Source organism: Hymenobacter sp. BT730 (assembly GCF_030542105.1).
GTDB lineage: Bacteria > Bacteroidota > Bacteroidia > Cytophagales > Hymenobacteraceae > Hymenobacter.
Map to the genome: position 1 here is coordinate 169,453 of NZ_JAUOFB010000005.1, position 16,602 is coordinate 186,054.

A 16,602-nucleotide genomic window follows, 5' to 3' on the forward strand; every position below is an offset into this window, starting at 1 on the left:
TTGTATTCACCTCCAGCTTGTTACCACCCCCGAGCCCAAAGCAAGGACCAGGCAGAAAGCAAATGGACCGGTTTCGGTCGGTTTAATCTTCATTGCTCAGTAACAATTATTTACTGCGCGCTTTTGCCGCAACATTCCGTACCTTTGCGGCCGGAAAACCCATTGTATGCAGAACATCCGTAATATCGCCATCATCGCGCACGTTGACCACGGCAAGACCACGCTCGTGGACAAGATCATTCACGCCTCTAAGCTGTTCGACGAGCACCAGCACTTCGACGACCTGATCCTGGACAACAACGATCTGGAGCGTGAGCGAGGCATTACTATCGTTTCTAAGAACGTATCGGTACGTTATAAGGACGTTAAAATCAACATTATCGACACCCCTGGTCACGCCGACTTTGGTGGTGAAGTAGAGCGGGTACTGAAAATGGCCGACGGCGTATTGCTGCTCGTCGATGCCTTTGAAGGTGCCATGCCCCAGACCCGTTTCGTACTGGGTAAAGCCATTGATTTGGGCCTGAAGCCCATCGTGGTGGTGAACAAGGTGGACAAAGAGAACTGCCGTCCCGACGAGGTGCACGAGCAGGTATTTGACCTCATGTTCAACCTGGGTGCTTCGGAAGACCAGCTGGACTTCGTAACCCTGTACGGTTCCTCCAAGCAGGGATGGATGAGCACTGACTGGAAAGTGAAAACCGACAGCATTATTCCGCTGCTCGACGCCGTAGTGGCTTCTATTCCGGCTGCTCCTACCCTGGATGGCACGCCCCAGATGCAGGTTACTTCGCTCGACTACTCGTCGTTCGTAGGCCGTATCGCCATTGGCCGCGTGCACCGCGGCACGCTGAAAGAAGGCGCTAACATGAGCCTGGTGAAGCGTGATGGCACTATCAAGAAAGTAAAAATCAAAGAACTGCAGGTATTCGAAGGCTTGGGTCGTACCAAGGTTTCGGAAGTTAGCTCCGGCGAAATCTGCGCCGTAACCGGCATTGAAGGTTTTGATATTGGTGATACCCTCGCCGATGCCGAGAACCCCGAAGGTCTGGCGGTTATCAGCATCGACGAGCCGACGATGAACATGCTGTTCACCATCAACAACTCGCCGTTCTTCGGTAAGGAAGGTAAGTTCGTGACCTCGCGTCACCTGCGTGACCGTCTGTTCAAGGAGACGGAGAAAAACCTGGCCCTGCGCGTAAAGGAAACCGATAAGGAAGACACATTCCTCGTGTATGGCCGCGGTATCCTTCACTTGTCGGTACTCATCGAGACCATGCGTCGCGAAGGGTTTGAGCTGCAGGTAGGCCAGCCGCAGGTTCTGTTCCGTGAAGACGAGAACGGCAACCGCACCGAGCCCATCGAGCACCTGGTGGTAGACGTACCAGAAGAAACTGCTGGTAAGGTTATCGAGCTGGTGACGATGCGCAAAGGCGAGCTGACTATCATGGAGCCTAAGGGCGACCTGCAGCACCTGGAGTTCAACATTCCCGCCCGTGGCCTGATTGGCCTGCGTAACAACGTGCTGACCGCCACCGCTGGTGAGGCTATCATGAACCACCGCTTTGCTTCTTACGAGCCTTACAAAGGCACCATCCCCGGTCGTATCAGCGGTTCGTTGATTGCCATGGAAACCGGCCCCGGCACCGCCTATACCATCGATAAGATGCAGGACCGCGGTGAGTTCTTCGTGGAGCCCGGTGAGGAAGTGTACGCTGGCCAGGTTATCGGTGAGCACACCCGCCCCAACGACTTGACCATCAACATTCAGAAAGGCAAGAAACTCACCAACATGCGTGCTTCGGGTACGGATGACAACGTGAAGATTGTGCCCAAGCGTCAGTTCTCGCTGGAAGAAGCCATGGAATACATCCAGAAGGATGAGTACCTGGAAGTAACTCCCAAGTCGGTTCGGATGCGTAAGATTCTGCTGGACGAAAACGAGCGTCTGCGCTCGGCGAAGAAGATCGACTAAGCTTTAATTAGCTGAAGTAAAAAGGGGTGCAGCCGATGGCTGCACCCCTTTTTTTATGTCCGGCGCACGGTAAATTCCGTGTAGCCTTGCAGCTGACCGGGAGCTACTTCTACTCTTTCTACCTGCGCGGCGGGAGGACCTTTTCGGCACCATCTCTCCAACGCGTCCAACGCTTCGGCCGGGCCTTCTGCTTCAATGGTCACCGTACTATCGGAATTGTTGCGTGCAAAGCCAGTAAGCCCTAAACGGCGTGCTTCCTGCTGGCTGCTCTGCCGGTAGAAAACGCCCTGTACCTGCCCGTAGATGCGAAATGTGCGGTGTTCGATACTCATATTTTATACGATGCCAATACCCAGTACCCTACCATTATTTAGCTTACCAATGCACTAACCGCTGTAAACGGCGCAATAGGCCCTTACGCAAGCCATAACCAACTGGCTATTGTATAGCGAAATCTATATTTTGCCGCCGATGCCAACTCCATACTTCTATTCTCTCTGTATTCTGTTGCCCCTGGTTGCCACGACTGTGGCCCTGTTGCTAGGTGGCTGGTGGCGACGCTTGTACGTAGTCGGGGCCCGGCTACTGCTGGGTGCGCTTATGCTGGGCGGCGGGCTGTATAAGCTTTCTGAAAACCATATTCCTGGGTTGATGGGGCCACCTGTAAATCATGCCTGGCTGGCCAAACAGGGGCTGATGCTGTTTGCGCAGTTTATTGGGGTAGCCCAGCTACTCATTGGTGTGCTACTGCTTACCAGACGCTTTGCGTTGCTTGGAGCCGTACTGCTGGTACCCATGTGGCTAAACATCATCTTCCTGACCTGGTCACAGAACTGGGTGGGTACGCCCTGGCTGACTAGCGGCTTTCTGGTGCTGACTATCGGCCTGTTGCTGCACGATTTCGACCGCCTGCGCTGGGTGCTGTATCCACCGCAGGACCCGGCAGCCTTACGGGCGCAGCCATGGCGCACGGCCGGCGCGGGCCCCGAAGCCTTATGGTGGTTAGGTATCGGTATTATTCTGGTGGGCAGCCTGCTCTATTTTATCTCTCTGCAGATAATGCTGACCACAATGGCGGTGGGAGCCGTGCTATTGCTGGCTATTCTGGTTTGGGAGTGGCGACAAAGCGCCTAGCGCTGCTGGCGCTGGCGCACGGCTTCAAACGTGAGAATAGCCGTGGCAGTGCTCACATTCAGCGAGTCAATAGCCCCTCGCATAGGAATAATAATTGTCTGGTCGCAGGCTTGCCGGAGTTCGGGGGTGAGGCCGTCGGCTTCGGTGCCCATTACGAGGGCTGTGGGGCCACGGAAGTCGCAGGTAGTATAGGGCACGGCCGTATCAGTGAGGGCTGCGGCGTAGGTGCGGATGCCATGCTGATGGCACCAGGCAAGCAGTTCCTCACGGGTGGTAGCGACCGTAGGCACCGTAAAAATGCAGCCGATGCTGGAGCGAATAGCGTTGGGATTATATAGATCGGTGCGCGGGTCGCACACAATCACGGCATCGGCCTGAGCAGCATCGGCGGTGCGCAGAATAGCCCCCAGGTTGCCGGGCTTCTCCACGGCTTCTAACACCAGCAATAGCGGCGCGGCAGGCAGCTTCAGGTTGGCCAGCTTATGCTGGGGTGGGCGAACCAATGCCAGTATTCCGTCGGAGCCTTCCCGGTAAGCTACTTTTTCAAATACCGGTTTCGATACCGTAAACCACTCGGAGTCCCGGTCCAGCATACCAGCCAAGGCCTCCTGCTGAGCTGGCGTGGCTAGCTCCGGGCATACAAAAAGGGTATGTACTGCCACCCCGGCCTGGCGGGCAATGGTCAGTTCTCGGTAGCCTTCAATGATGGTAAGCTGCTGCTGGCGACGCTCCGAAGATTTCTGCTGCAGGCGCAGCAGATTCTTAATGCGGGGGTTCTGCGGACTGGTAATAGCATCGGGAGCAGCGGGCATAGGAAACGGGGTTGGACGGGGCGCGAAGATACGAGGGAACCCCGCCGCCAAAATTACGTTGGTGGGCCAAGTTTCTTACGTTTGCAGCCTATGCGCTTAAATCTTACCAATAAAATTACGCTGGGCTTTGGTATGGCCGCCCTGGTGCTGCTGCTCACGGCGGCCGTGGCTTACTACAGCAACCAGCGCTTGTGGTTCTATACCAAGCAGGTGTCCCACTCCTACCAAGTGCTGCAGGCTACCGCCGACCTGCGTACCGAGCTCCGGGATGCACAGGCATCTGTACGTAACTATCTGCTGCTGGGCGACACCTCCTATATCCGTCCGTTTCGCCGGGCTGAAGGAAATCTGAGTAATCACTATGCCACTCTGCGCCTGCTGACCAGCGACAATCCCGCACAGCAAAAACGCCTGGATACGCTACGTGCCGTGATAGATCAGCAGATGGCAGAGCTGGCGGGCTGGACCACTGTGCGCGTTACGTCCCCCACGGCCCGCACCATGATTGTGCGTACCCAGGCGCAGCTGGAACGCACCCGCAACATCCTGGACATCATTAAACAGGAAGAAGATGTACTGCTGCAGGATCGGGATGACAGCCAGAACTTCTATGCCAATACTACTCCTATTGCGCTAATGCTCTCAGCATTACTGGCTATAGCGCTGGTACTTTGGCTGATGCGCCGTATTCTGCAGGAGCTGCAGGCCAATGATCTGCTGCAAAAAGAACTGGAGCAAATCAACCAGGCCACCAAACAACGCATTAGCATTATTGATAACCTGGTAGAGCAAATTGTGCAGGGCGACTACAGCATTAAAATTAAGGATGAGGAGCGCGACAGTCTGGGCCGCCTGACCCACTCCCTCAACCGCATGACCAAGCAGCTTTCCGAAGCGTTCAGCTCGCTGCAGAATCGGAACCGGGAGCTGGACCAGTTTGCCTACGTGGCCTCCCACGACCTGAAAGCACCGCTACGGGGCATTATGACGGTGGTGAAATGGATTGAGGAGGAATTAGCCCAGGAACTCTCCCCGCAGATGCGGCAGTACCTGGATATGATGAAAGGCCGCCTGAGCCGGCTGGAAGACCTCATTAATGGTCTGCTGGCGTACGCCCGGGCCGGCCGCACTACCCCCCGCATAGAAGCGGTAAATGTGGCCGAACTGGTGCGCGAGGTAGCCGATATGGTGGTGCCGCCCACCTTCCAGCTGCAGCTTAAAGAATTACCTACGCTGACCACTGACCGGCTGAGCCTACAGCAGGTTTTTACCAATCTGTTCAGCAACGCCGTGAAATATCACGACCAAGGAGCCGGCACGATTCACGTCAGCAGCCGGGAGCTCAAGAAAATGTACGAGTTTACGGTGGCCGATGACGGGCCCGGCATTGCGCCGGAGTACCGGGAAAAGATATTCCTGATGTTTCAGACGCTGCGCGACCGAAACACAGCCGAAAGCACCGGCATTGGTCTTAGCATCGTAAAAAAGATTATTGACGAGCAAAAAGGCAATATTCGGGTAGAGGAAGCTGCCCATGGGCGCGGTGCAGCCTTTATCTTTACGTGGCCGAAAGCCACCACATCAACGGCTGCTCCCGAACCCGCCGTTTCTATTACCTCGTAACATTCCCCCTGTTTATATGCGCTCTGTTCTGTTGGTGGAAGATGATTTTTTTGACACGATGACCGTGCAGAAATCATTTGAAAAGTTTAGCGTGCCACACAAGCTCTATACGGCCTTTAATGGTCTGGAAGCCTTGGATCTTCTTCTGGGCCGGAATGGCGTAGAAGCTATCGAGCCCCTGCCAGACGTAATTCTGCTGGACTTGAACATGCCCAAAATGAACGGCTATGAGTTTCTGGCCGAAGTGCAGAATCATCCGCAGCTAAGCCAGATTCCAGTTTTTATCATCACAACCTCGGCCATGGATGTGGACCGGCTCACGGCGCAAAAGCTGGGGGTGCGCGGCTACATTCTCAAGCCTCTGGATTTTGAGACTTCCACTGATATGGTGGATAGCATGAGCCTACTGGAAACGCTGCTGAAATAGGCCGCCTACCCTATCAGCCGCCTACCGTATGTAGAGCGGCAGAAGCCATACGGTTTCTGCCGCTCTTTGCGTTTAATAGCCTGAGAATATTCCGGGCCGTGTAGCGCAAAAAGCACGCAACCTTCCGCCGAATTTTATTCTCTTCCCTTTAGTTTTAGCTATCTGGTGGCTTTTATCTTGCCCGTCCGGATTCCCTCTCACCGTTTTTGCACTTCTGCTCTATGTCACTTCGTTCAATTATTCTGGGTCTGCTGGTGCTTGCCAGTACGCCGGTTGCCGTTCTGGCACAGAATGCCCCTCGTCAGCTAAACACGCTTCCCTCCCTCCCCGACTCTGCCCGCCAGCGAGAGCAGAATAAGCAGCCCACGCAAACCGCCACGCCTGCCGGGGCACAGACCCCACAAAGCGGCGGCCTGACTACTCTACCGCCAGTAGAAACCACCCGTTTTCGGGTGGGCCTGAAAAGTGGCCAGGAACTACGCGCTTTGGATGTAGAAGTAAAAGAACCTTTCCTTGGTAAGAGCTATTTACTGCTGGACGGGCAGCAGCGCCTGGAGCTGAGTCAGATTCGCTATTACGAAGATGAGTCGGGCTTTTACGTGCGTACCAACCTGCCGGGCTCTGCCCGTGAAACCACCCTGCGCCGCGACCGGGCAGGCCGTATCAGCCTGTATTCCATGACGCGCACCCAGTACGTCAACAACGGATACAGCCCTTATGGCTATGGCCGGGGTGGCTACGGCTACCCCTACGGTTTTGGCGGGGGCGGCTACCGCACCACCAAAACTGAATACTTCAGCAAAGACAATGGTCCTGTGCAGGACCTGAACCTGCGCAACCTCAGCGTAGCTACCCGGGATAATGCCGGCGCCCAAAGCATGCTGAATGAAGCCCGCCGCTACCGCACCGTTACCACGCTCAGCTATCTGGGCGCGGGTGCCTTAACAGTAGCTGGCCTGGTGTCATCCTTCAACGGTGGCAGCCGCAGCATTTCCCCCCTGATTTACGCCGCACCCGTGCTGCTGATAGTGCCACTGGTATTTCAGGGCAAACAGCAGCAGAATATCAAACAGGCCATTAATCTGTATAACGCGCAGGCTACCCGGTAACATCCCGGCACCAGTCAGGCACGTACAAGCGCCTGTGCCTTCCCTTCTTGCTTCTGCTGAATTTGCTGCCCTGCAGGCCAAAGCCTTGCTGGTGCACGAGCGGCTATGCCAGGAATATGGGGCACCATTCCGGTTTTTTAGTCATAAAGATGCCTTAAGTGAGCTGGTCAGCGCCGTGCTTTCACACCGCACCCGCAACCAGGACTCCCACAAGGCTTACCAGCAATTGCGGGCCCGATTTCCTACTTGGAAAGAGGTGCGTGATGCGCCGGTGGCCGAGGTAGAAGCCGCTATTAGCACCTGCACCTGGCCCGAGCAGAAAGCACCCCGCATTCAGGCCATGCTACGCGAAATCAGTGAGCGGTGCGGTGGCCCCTGCGACTTATCCTTTCTGGCCGATATGCCGGTAGCTGAAGCACGGGCCTGGCTGGAAAGCCTGAACGGCGTGGGGCCCAAAACCAGCGCGGCTACTCTGTTATTCAGCACACTGCGCATTCCGGCTATGCCGGTTGATAGTCACCATCATCGGGTAGCACAGCGGTTAGGGCTGATATCGGCCAAAACCGGCCCCGATGCGGCGCATGCTCAGCTGGCAGCTCTCTTGCCTCCGGACTGGGACGCCCAGCAGGTGTACGACCACCACGAAGCCTTTATGTACCACGGGCAAAAGTGCTGCTACTTTCAAACGCCGGCCTGCGGCCGGTGCGTGGTGCTGGACCAGTGCCCGTTTGGCCAGAAAAGAGTGAATGCAGCAAGTATATAAGGCTAGGAGAAAGCAGCGGGAATGGAACGCTAACAATTCTTGATATTGCCTGCGGAACCCGGAATCCGGTTCTTTCCTTATTATTTCTCCATCACCTTTCTCCTTCTAACACCATGCAAAAAACCTATGGCTTGCCGGCACTGCTTTCCCTGTTCGTTCCTGGGTTGGGGCAGCTCATCAAGGGGCAGATTCTGAAGGCCTTTCTGATCTGGGCAGTAGGTGGCGTACTGAGCTTTTTCCTGGCCTGGACTCTGGTTGTTCCCTTTGTTATCTGGGCCTGGAACGTGTACGATGCCTATAATGACCCGGCCTAAGCAGTGGCCATTCTGTACATCAAAGCTAAACCCAATGCCCGCCAGAATGCGCTGGTTCTGGCCCCCGATGACGCTATTACCATTCGCCTGAAAGCCCCAGCGCAAGACGGCAAGGCCAATGCCTGTTTGCTGGAATACCTGGCTAAGCTGCTGGGCCAGCCAAAATCCAGCCTGGAACTGCTGACGGGGCATACCGCCCCTTTCAAAAAAATTGAGGTAGCCGGCATAACCGATGAGCAGGCGCTAGCCGTACTCAGGCAGCACACTACTCTTTCCTAACCCCCGTTTTTATGCATTTACCCATGTGGATTATGGCCGGCTTCTGGGGGCTGGTTTCCGGCTCAGCCTTGTTGTTGGGCGCTGCGGTGGGCTATTTCACGCATGTTTCCCAGCGCGTGGTGGGGGCTATTATGGCCTTTGGCAGTGGCGTACTTATTTCCACGCTTTCATTAGAGCTCATGGAAGATGCCTACACCAAGGGTGGATTTGATTCGGCAGCCATCGGATTTTTAGGCGGTGCCGGCGCTTTCACGCTGGCGAACTGGATACTGGCCCGCTACGGAGCCAAACACCGCAAGCGCTCCGGGCACCACCAGGCCACGGAGCGCCAGCAGGTGCAGGAGGGAGCCACCAAAGGCAACGACCCCGGCGACGATAACAGCTCGGCCCTGGCCATTGGCGCCTTGCTGGATGGTATTCCGGAAAGCATTGTTATTGGGCTGAGCTTACTGGCCGGCGGGGCAGTAAGTACCGTAGCAGTAGTGGCGATATTTCTCTCCAACCTGCCCGAAGGACTTTCCAGCGCGGCGGGCATGAAAAAGGCCGGCCATTCAGCACGCTATGTTCTGCTGTTGTGGGGCGGCATTGCCCTTGTCTCCGGCATAGCTTCCTTAGTGGGGTACACAGTATTCAGCCATTTCTCGCCTGAGGTGGTAGCCATCACCACCGCCGTAGCAGCCGGCGCCGTGCTGGCCATGATTGCCGATACCATGATACCGGAGGCCTTTGAGGTAGCCCACAACTTTACTGGCATGATTACCGTGCTGGGCTTTCTCCTCTCCTTTTTCCTGAGTAAGATGGATATGTAGGCAAGCGCCTACTACACGCTGGTTGGCTGCAGCTCGGGGCGGAAAGTTTGTTCAAACTCCTCATCCACGTGGTAGGTAGACTCTTCGTGCTGGCTTAGGTCAAGGCCAAGTTCTTCTTCCGCTGATTTCACCCGCAGGGCAAAAAACCGGTCAGTGATTTTTAGCAATATCCAGGCACCAACAAAGGAGTAGGCTACCACAATCAGCAGCCCCAGCACGTGGTAGCCGAACGTAGTGAAGGAGCCGTACACTAAGCCTACTTTATCGGCGAATACGCCCGTGAGCAGCATGCCCACAATGCCGCCCAAACCGTGGCAAGGGAATACATCCAGCGTATCATCAATAGTGGTGCGGCTGTTCTGCCAATGCACGGCTGTGTGGCTTACTAGTGCGCCTACCACGCCAATCAGCAGACTTTGGCCATAAGTCACGTAGCCGGCGGCGGGGGTAATAGCAACCAGGCCTACCACTGCCCCGGTGCAGGCGCCTACGGCCGTGGGCTTAGCGCCACGGGCCACTTCTACCAGCAGCCAGGCTACTAAGGCCGCAGCAGAGGCCAGGTTTGTATTGACAAAAGAAGTAGCGGCCAGTTCATTGGCACCCAAAGCAGAGCCAGCATTAAAGCCAAACCAACCAAACCACAGCAAGCCGGTACCCAGCAGCACAAACGGTACGTTGGGAGTAGAGAAAGAGCTTTTCCGCACGTGGGCATTGCGGCGGCCCAGCACCATAGCGCCAGCCAAGGCGGCAATACCTGCTGAGATGTGCACTACCGTACCACCAGCAAAATCAAGCACCCCCCACTGACGCAGGAAGCCCTCTGGGTGCCACGTCCAGTGGGCCAGCGGGCAGTAGATGAATAGGGTGAATAACACCATAAAGGCCAGATAGCCCTTAAAGCGGACCCGCTCGGCAAAAGAGCCGGTAATGAGGGCCGGCGTGATGATGGCAAACTTCAGCTGAAAGGCGAAGTAGAGAATGAAGGGTATGCCCGCGGCAAAGGCGGCGTTTGGGGCCGTACCCACATTGCGCAGCATAATGAAGGTAAACGGGTTGCCGATCAGGCCGTGCCAGGAGTCGCCGTAGGCTAGCGAAAAGCCTACGAAGTAGAACACCAGGGAAATAACGCCCAAGGCCACAAAGCTCTGTAGCATGGTGCTGATGACATTTTTAGGCCGCACCATGCCCCCGTAAAAGAACGACAGGCCTGGGGTCATAATGAGCACAAAGGCCGTAGCGGTGAGCATCCAGGCTACATCGGCGGCATTGAGTGAGCCTGCCGGAGCACTAGGATGCGGCAAGTCAATAAAGGCAGCCAGCAAGCATAAGACCACCAGTGTAAGCAGGGTAAACAAGCTTACACTCGGACGAAATAAAGAAGAAGTGCTCATTTTGAGAATATTTCAGTCAATCAACTACCACCCTACCATTTTTAAAGGCAATATACGTTTCAACTATGTATATTTTCCAAATACACCCTAAGTTTTAAAGGACATACTTAAATCACACATACAAATTCGCAACATACCCCATCAAATTTCATAGTCAATTTTCATCTAACCACCTTTTAACTGAAAATCCCCACTACAACCAGATATGACTAGTTATAGCGGGGATTTGAGAAGGCCGCGCCTGCAGAAATATACAGAAGCTGGCTGAGCTGAACTATTGAATCCGGGTAAGCCGCAGGTGGTCAATCATGGCTTGATTGACTTCACCGTTCATATTCTCATTGGCAGGCAGGAAGCTTAGCTGCAGCGTCGTGGTTCCTTTCTTGAGCGGCACTAGTATAGGGTTCGAATAGCCCCAGTCAGACCACTCTTCCACTCCGCGCTGGGGCAATACGACTGTACCCAGTTGCTGTTTTCCCAGCCGGAGCGTTCGGATGGCGCATTTGTTACTGGTATTGATGGGGCCGTTACCGTTGGCGTAGCGGAAATCCGCGGCGTACAGACCATCTGCCGGCACGGTCACGCGCAGGGAGATTTCCCGGTTCAGGGATTTATTGATTTCAACAAACCCTTTACCAGTGGCCCCCTTGTAGGGCTTGGTGGATTTATTGGCAGCCGCTTCCGCTTCCACCACGCTCCGAAATTTGTCTGACTCTACTGCCAGCGGCTCACTGGCAAAACCCTCAAAACCCTGCGCATCCACGGCTAGCACCTGGTACTCCGTGTAAGCTGTGGGCGCGGGTACCGGAAACGTAGCCTCAGTGGTACGCCCGGCAAACTGGCCGTTGCGCAGTACCTGGTAGGCCGTGGCTCCTTCCACCGGTGCCCAGGTAAGCTTACCGCTGGCGTAGCGCACGGCTGGCGTCATCGGGGCCACGTGGTGCGCCACTTTGTTTTGAGTGGTAGCGGCAAACGCGAAGCCCGGCAGTTCTATCTTGATGTTATGGGTGCCCGTAAGCGTCGCCAGCACGGCAGCATCGGCTAAGGGCTGCCCATCCAGGGTAATGGTGCGAATACCTTGGCCAAAGCCCGTCATTTCAATGTTCAGCACGGCTTGCCGGTATTTAAAGCCGGTGAGTTTGCGCGTGCCCTGCAAGGCTTGCGGCACGAAGGGCTGAAACACGAGACGGTCGGCCTGAAAGTCCATTCCAAACAAACCTTTATACACCAAAGCCAGGGAGCCGGAAAGGCTCCAGAGCATATTGCTGGAGTTGATCTGGGTACCGGCAAAGTCGCCGTTGCTGGCCACGAAGTTTTCCTTGTTGGTGAGGAATAGGGCGGCAGGGCGGCTTACGGCCATCAGACTCTCCATAAAGGCCGTTTCATTGCCGGTCTTAGCGGCCGCCAGCCCCCAATAGCTCTGCACAAAGGGCCACACGGCATTGTTGTGGTAGGGCGGAATACCCGAAATCTGGGGGTAAATGCACGGAATCCCGTAGTCCATCACGGGCGTGCGGGACAGTACGCTCTGGGCCCGGTCGCCCTCCGTTGCCCCGAAAAGCACCGTCAGGGCCTCCCCCAGCGCTTCTGCCTTCGGCGACACGGTGAGAAAGTTGCGGCCGTAGCGGTATTGGGCGTAATACCCTTTGTCCGCCAGCCACAAATGCTGATTAATGCCTCCCTTGATGCGCTCGGCCAGCGCCCGGTGTTTAGTGGCCGTGGAAGCTTCGCCCAGCTTATCAGCCATCATAGCCAGTACCTGGTTGGCCTGAAAGTGCACAGCATTCGTGCCCAGGTTCTCTGACTGATAGATGTCGACTGGCTGCATCCACTTGGGGTAGGTCTGCTCGCGCCAGTCCAGGAACGACGACTCGCCGCGCACCAAGCCGGTGGTAGCATCGTAGGCGTTCAGAACATCATCTTCAATAGACTTTTTGATGATGGGGTACGCCTGGCGCAGCCAGTCTTCGTCGCCGGTGGTTTTGTAGATTTCCCAGGCGGCCGTGGCCCAGATCATGCGGTCCGTGGAGCAAGGATAAGCGCCGCCCGTCCCGGTATCCTGAATAATGCGGCCCTCGGGCGTGACTTTGCGCAGCAGGCTGGTTTTGGCTACCTCAGGCTGCAGGGCCGCCTGGGCCAGAATGATGCTGTAGCTGATGTCGCGCGTCCAGACGCCGGCCCACTCCTGGCCAGTCCGGAAGGTGCTGTCGGGCTCCACGGCGCGCTTGGCTTCTTCCAGGGCCAGGTTGTAGAGGGCATCCAGCAAGGGGTAGTCGGAGGAATACTGCGGGAAGCCGGCGGTGTCCAGCGTTTGTTTCCACTGGCCGGCGGTGGTTTTGGCGTCGGAATGGGCGTTGAGCACCACGGTGGTTTCGTAAATGCCGTTGCCGTTGGGGTCTTTCAGCTCCAGTTGGGGCTTGTTGATGAGGTTATCAAAGTCCCAGCTCAGCGGGGCCGTGTTACCGGCCACAAACACCTTCTTGAAATCCTGCTTGTAGAGCTTTTGGCCGTTGTAGAGCTGGTAGAAGCCCTGCTTCTCAAAAGCCGCCAACATCGGCCGCAGATCCAGCTGAATTTTCAGCGGAGTGTTGGGCGCCAGATAGGTATTGGCTGGCACCGGAGTTTTGTCTACATACTGCTGCCCAAACACGATAACCGGGGTTTCCAGGCCCGCGTTGTTGGGTCGTGGTACCGCCACAAACACGTGGTCCTGGCCAGGCTGCATTTCGTTGTCCTTGCCGTTGAGGCTAAACTTGAAGTTGACCTGCGGGCTCTGAAACTCGTTGGCCGGGCTTTGGTAGTTCGACGTCAGCTCGGTGCGGGAAAGAGCCCGCGCCACGTGTTTGCCTTGCACCAAAGAGTCGCGGTACACAGTATAGGCCGCCGACTGCCAAAGCAGCGGGGCAGCTTGCGGGGCAGCAGTAGCTGAAGCCGGCGGGGTAGTAGGAGTTTTGGCCATCTGACACGAACCTAGCAGCCCCAGGGCTAACAGGAAACCGGTGGAATAAGAAGAAGTAGCGTGCATGAAGCAAAGTAACCAGATTATGCCTGTTACCGAAGCCCTGCCGGTATCCTCTTTGCCGCCGCTTCCCGAATCCGGTACTCCTGCTCCTGTTTCTCGCCTCAGGCAGGCTGCGCTGCCTACGCCAGAAAGCGCCCTTCTACGTTGTCCAGGTATTTTTGGGCCGAGCCCGTGTTCAATAGCATTATCTGCTCCTGAGGCTGTATCTGGCCATTTTGCAGCAATTGGCGGGCCGCCATCCACACGGCGGCGCCTTCCGGCGCCACAAACAAGCCTTCCTGCCGGGCCAGCTCGCGCATCCCTTCCAGCATTTGCTCATCCGTAATGCTCACCGCTGTACCCTTAGACTCCCGTAGCACGCGCAGCATCAGTGGCTCGCCCAAGGGCCGCGGCACGGCCAGCCCGTTGGCAATGGTGGCGTGGCCCACATACGCCTGGCAATCGGCCTGCCGCCCCGCCAGCGTTTCAATAAGCGGGCAGCAGCTGGCCGCCTGCACGGCTACCATGCGCGGCAGCTTCGCATCCATGGGTAGCCAGCCCAGCGCCTGCATTTCCTGAAATGCCTTCCAGATACCGATGAGGCCGGTACCCCCGCCGGCTGGGTACAGTAGCACATCGGGCAGCTGCCAGTTGAGCTGTTCGGCCAGCTCGTAGCCCATGGTTTTCTTGCCCTCCAGGCGGTAAGGTTCTTTCAGGGTAGACACGTCCAGCAGGGCATTATCCGCATTCAGCTTTCGGACTAAGGCCGCGCAGTCGTTGATGAGGCCGTCTACCAAGTGCACTTCGGCCCCATACCAGTAGCACTCCTCCTTAAAGGCCTTGGGTGTGTGCCGGGGCATTACCACCACGGCCCGCATGCCCGCCCGGGCGCAGTAAGCCGCCATAGCCACCCCGGCATTGCCGGCCGTAGGAATAATGCAGCCGGTGGCGCCTAGCTCTTTGGCCTTGGAAATAGCCATACTCAGGCCGCGGGCTTTGAAAGAGCCGGTGGGGTTTTGGCCCTCGTCTTTCAGTAATAGGGTACGCAGACTATGGTGCGCACCCAGGCGCGGCAGCGGCAACAGGGGCGTCCAGCCTTCGCCTAAGCTCACCCGGCAGGCATCGTCCAGCAACGGCAGCAGAGGGCGGTACCGCCACATGGAGTTCTCCGCCAGGTTAATGCCCTCAGCGCGGGAAAGGGGCTCCCGCAAGTCATAATCTACCAATAATGGCTGACCGCAACAGGCCGAAACGTGCTGCATACTGAAGGCTGAATATGGAGTATGGCAGGCCGCACAATGCAGGCCCTGGAGCCGAGTGGTGATATCAAGGAGAGTGTTCATAGCAATAGCATGAACGCAAATCTCTCCGAAGCCTATTCCGGAAACAAATGGCTATTTGGAATAGCCTATTCCGATTTAGAATAATGACGACGAGCAAACTGCACGAAGTTTTTGTAGGGCACATTGTTTTCCGTGCCTTTGCGCTGCACAAAGTCAAAGTGTCGCACCAAGTTCAGGTCGTGCACGGGCACTTCCATCAGTTCGCCCGAGGCTAGTTCCTTCATCACGGCCTGCCGGGGCAGAAAGGCCAGACAGGTATCCACGCGCACAAAGTTCTTCAGGGCCTCGGTGCCGCCCAGCCGCACCTTCACCCGCAAATCGGTGAGCTTGATGTGCCGGGCCGCCAGCGCCTCTTCCAATACGGCCAGCGTGCCGGAGCCCGGCTCCCGCAACGCCACGGGAATTTGCCGCAGGTCCTGCGCAACCAGTTCTTCCCGGTGCAGCGGATTGCGCGCGGAGCACACCGCTACTACCTCATCCGTCAGCAAGGGCGTGTACGTCACGTTGCTGACTTTATGAATGCCTTCGATGATGCCCAGGTCAATTTCGTGCTCCAGCAAGGCCTTCAGGATGTTCTCGCTGTTGCGGTTTTTCAGGGTGAGCTGCGTGTTCGGAAACTTACCCAGGTAGGCCGATAGCACCGGCGGAATGATGTACAGCGAAATAGTGGTGCTGGCCCCGATAACCATGCGCACCTGGGGCGAGAAGTCTTTGCTGAGCGTGGTAAATTCCTGGTGCAGCTCGTGTTGCAGCTGCTTGGCCAGGAGTAGCTTTTGGTACAGCAGCTCACCGGCCGGCGTCAGCACTACGCTGTTGCCGAGCCGTTCAAACAGCCCGGTTTTGTAGTATTCTTCCAGCGCTTTTACCTGCTTGCTCACCGCCGACTGGCTTAGAAACAGGGTTTGGCCGGCTTTAGTAAAGCTCAACTGCCGGGCTACTTCCAGAAATATTTCGTGGGCGTGGGAAAGCATGGTTACTGTACTGCAATAAGCTGCCGCCGGATACTTTATTTCATCAGTTTCTGCAGCAACGCCTGCCCTTCGGGCCACAGGCCCAACCCCGAATCGGAATTGAGATGCCCCTTGGCTCCCACATTCATGAAACGACTGCCCCAGGCCTGGGCAAATTCCTGAGCGCGGGCTAGGGTCACATATTCGTCGTTGGTGCTGGCTACTACGATGCTGGGAAACGGCAGCTTATGCAGCGGCATAGGCGCAAAGCCTACGGCTTCCGGCGGAAAATCCGGGCGGTCTACGTCGGCGGGGCCTACTAGCATAGCGCCCGCAATGGTTAGCTGCGTGGTACGGGCCCAATGCGCTATGGTAGCGCAAGCCAGGCTGTGCGCAGCTAATACTACGTTGGGCCCGGCACTGGCAACGGCTGCTTCCAGCTGTGCTACCCAATCGGCACAAACCGGGTGGTTCCAGTTATGCTGCTCTACGCGCTGGTAACCGTAGTGCTGTTCCCACTGACTTTGCCAGTGCAGCGGGCCTGAGCTACCCAGGCCAGGAACCGTGAGGATAATACTGGACATAAATGAGTGGTTGATGAATAAGCAAAGGTAGAAACCCGTCACCACCTCATTAGAGCACCAGCCGGTCAGATCTTAGCATAATATCCCT

Annotated in this window: 16 protein-coding genes; 9 read left to right on the top strand and 7 right to left on the bottom strand. The window is 56.4% G+C overall.

The features are described 5' to 3' along the window. Positions 1-166: 166 nt before the first annotated feature. Entirely contained in the window at positions 167-1,975 is a 1,809-nt protein-coding gene (gene typA, locus Q4G72_RS14490; protein WP_303312146.1) for a translational GTPase TypA, read from the top strand. A gap of 53 nt (positions 1,976-2,028) precedes the next feature. Here typA and Q4G72_RS14495 read toward each other — a convergent pair whose 3' ends face one another. Beyond that, a complete protein-coding gene (locus Q4G72_RS14495; RefSeq protein ID WP_303312147.1) occupies positions 2,029-2,307 on the bottom strand; it encodes an acylphosphatase in 279 nt (92 codons plus the stop codon). Between the two features lie 139 nt (positions 2,308-2,446). Between Q4G72_RS14495 and Q4G72_RS14500 the strand changes: the two genes are divergently transcribed. Continuing rightward, positions 2,447-3,109: a DoxX family membrane protein gene (locus Q4G72_RS14500; RefSeq protein WP_303312148.1), complete on the top strand. Its 663-nt coding sequence runs from the start codon at positions 2,447-2,449 to the stop codon at positions 3,107-3,109. Here the strand turns inward: Q4G72_RS14500 and Q4G72_RS14505 are convergent. Next, positions 3,106-3,921, bottom strand: coding sequence for a TrmH family RNA methyltransferase (locus Q4G72_RS14505; protein ID WP_303312149.1), 816 nt, complete (start codon positions 3,919-3,921; stop codon positions 3,106-3,108). The two genes, Q4G72_RS14500 and Q4G72_RS14505, sit on opposite strands and share 4 nt — an antisense overlap. Positions 3,922-4,011: 90 nt before the next feature. On the opposite strand from Q4G72_RS14505, the gene Q4G72_RS14510 reads away from it, so the two are divergent. The 7 genes from Q4G72_RS14510 (at position 4,012) to Q4G72_RS14540 (ending at position 9,245) form a co-directional block, all read left to right on the top strand. Next, positions 4,012-5,544 carry a sensor histidine kinase gene (locus tag Q4G72_RS14510; protein WP_303312150.1) on the top strand — a complete coding sequence of 511 codons (1,533 nt, stop codon included), beginning with the start codon at positions 4,012-4,014 and terminating at the stop codon, positions 5,542-5,544. Between the two features lie 16 nt (positions 5,545-5,560). Further along, positions 5,561-5,971, top strand: a complete 411-nt coding sequence (locus Q4G72_RS14515; protein ID WP_303312151.1) for a response regulator — start codon at positions 5,561-5,563, stop codon at positions 5,969-5,971. Between the two features lie 221 nt (positions 5,972-6,192). Beyond that, positions 6,193-7,080: a hypothetical protein gene (locus Q4G72_RS14520; RefSeq protein WP_303312152.1), complete on the top strand. Its 888-nt coding sequence runs from the start codon at positions 6,193-6,195 to the stop codon at positions 7,078-7,080. Between the two features lie 34 nt (positions 7,081-7,114). Beyond that, positions 7,115-7,843, top strand: coding sequence for an endonuclease III domain-containing protein (locus tag Q4G72_RS14525; RefSeq protein ID WP_303312153.1), 729 nt, complete (start codon positions 7,115-7,117; stop codon positions 7,841-7,843). Positions 7,844-7,956: 113 nt separating this feature from the next. Continuing rightward, positions 7,957-8,157 (top strand): DUF5683 domain-containing protein, encoded by a 201-nt coding sequence (locus Q4G72_RS14530; protein WP_303312154.1) that lies wholly within the window; start codon positions 7,957-7,959, stop codon positions 8,155-8,157. 3 nt (positions 8,158-8,160) lie between these two features. Beyond that, the gene (locus tag Q4G72_RS14535) at positions 8,161-8,436 is read left to right on the top strand and encodes a DUF167 domain-containing protein (RefSeq protein WP_303312155.1); all 276 of its coding nucleotides are present in this window, start codon (positions 8,161-8,163) and stop codon (positions 8,434-8,436) included. 11 nt (positions 8,437-8,447) lie between these two features. After that, positions 8,448-9,245, top strand: a complete 798-nt coding sequence (locus tag Q4G72_RS14540; protein ID WP_303312156.1) for a ZIP family metal transporter — start codon at positions 8,448-8,450, stop codon at positions 9,243-9,245. Positions 9,246-9,256: 11 nt separating this feature from the next. On the opposite strand, the gene Q4G72_RS14545 is transcribed toward Q4G72_RS14540, so the two are convergent. The 5 genes from Q4G72_RS14545 to Q4G72_RS14565 all read right to left on the bottom strand — a co-directional run bounded on the left by Q4G72_RS14545 (position 9,257) and on the right by Q4G72_RS14565 (position 16,514). Beyond that, positions 9,257-10,636, bottom strand: a complete 1,380-nt coding sequence (locus tag Q4G72_RS14545) for an ammonium transporter (protein WP_303312157.1) — start codon at positions 10,634-10,636, stop codon at positions 9,257-9,259. Positions 10,637-10,910: 274 nt separating this feature from the next. Continuing rightward, complete coding sequence (locus Q4G72_RS14550; RefSeq protein WP_303312158.1) at positions 10,911-13,661, bottom strand: alpha-L-rhamnosidase-related protein; 2,751 nt, start codon at positions 13,659-13,661, stop codon at positions 10,911-10,913. Between the two features lie 116 nt (positions 13,662-13,777). Continuing rightward, positions 13,778-14,980, bottom strand: a complete 1,203-nt coding sequence (locus tag Q4G72_RS14555) for a threonine synthase (protein WP_303312159.1) — start codon at positions 14,978-14,980, stop codon at positions 13,778-13,780. A 65-nt stretch (positions 14,981-15,045) separates the two neighbouring features. Then, complete coding sequence (locus Q4G72_RS14560) at positions 15,046-15,951, bottom strand: LysR family transcriptional regulator (protein WP_303312160.1); 906 nt, start codon at positions 15,949-15,951, stop codon at positions 15,046-15,048. Between the two features lie 35 nt (positions 15,952-15,986). Beyond that, the gene (locus tag Q4G72_RS14565; protein WP_303312161.1) at positions 15,987-16,514 is read right to left on the bottom strand and encodes an RBBP9/YdeN family alpha/beta hydrolase; all 528 of its coding nucleotides are present in this window, start codon (positions 16,512-16,514) and stop codon (positions 15,987-15,989) included. Between the last annotated feature and the right edge of the window lie 88 nt (positions 16,515-16,602).